General features: G+C 43.0%; 1 rRNA gene. It reads right to left on the bottom strand.

The annotated features are described in order from the left end of the window. Positions 1-95 (bottom strand): 16S ribosomal RNA (locus H6A12_RS13220); the annotation flags it as partial. Between the last annotated feature and the right edge of the window lie 135 nt (positions 96-230).

The raw sequence follows: 230 nt of genomic DNA, 5'->3' as shown, positions 1-230 counted from the left end.
AAGATGAAGCAAGCTTCTTCTTAACTCCGTTCGACTTGCATGTGTTAGGCGCGCCGCCAGCGTTCGTCCTGAGCCAGGATCAAACTCTTAATTGAATGGTATCACTTCGCAGATCTCTCCGCGCTGTAATCGTTTATCCTCGCTCGTCTTATCACTGTCGTACTTACTCGTAGAATTAAATCGGGTCGATTTATTCTTTCTTCGTTTTACCTTACATTGTTTAATTTTCA

The organism is Merdimmobilis hominis, assembly GCF_016901855.1.
Lineage (GTDB): Bacteria > Bacillota > Clostridia > Oscillospirales > Ruminococcaceae > Paludihabitans.
This window is presented reverse-complemented; position numbering and strand designations above follow the sequence as displayed.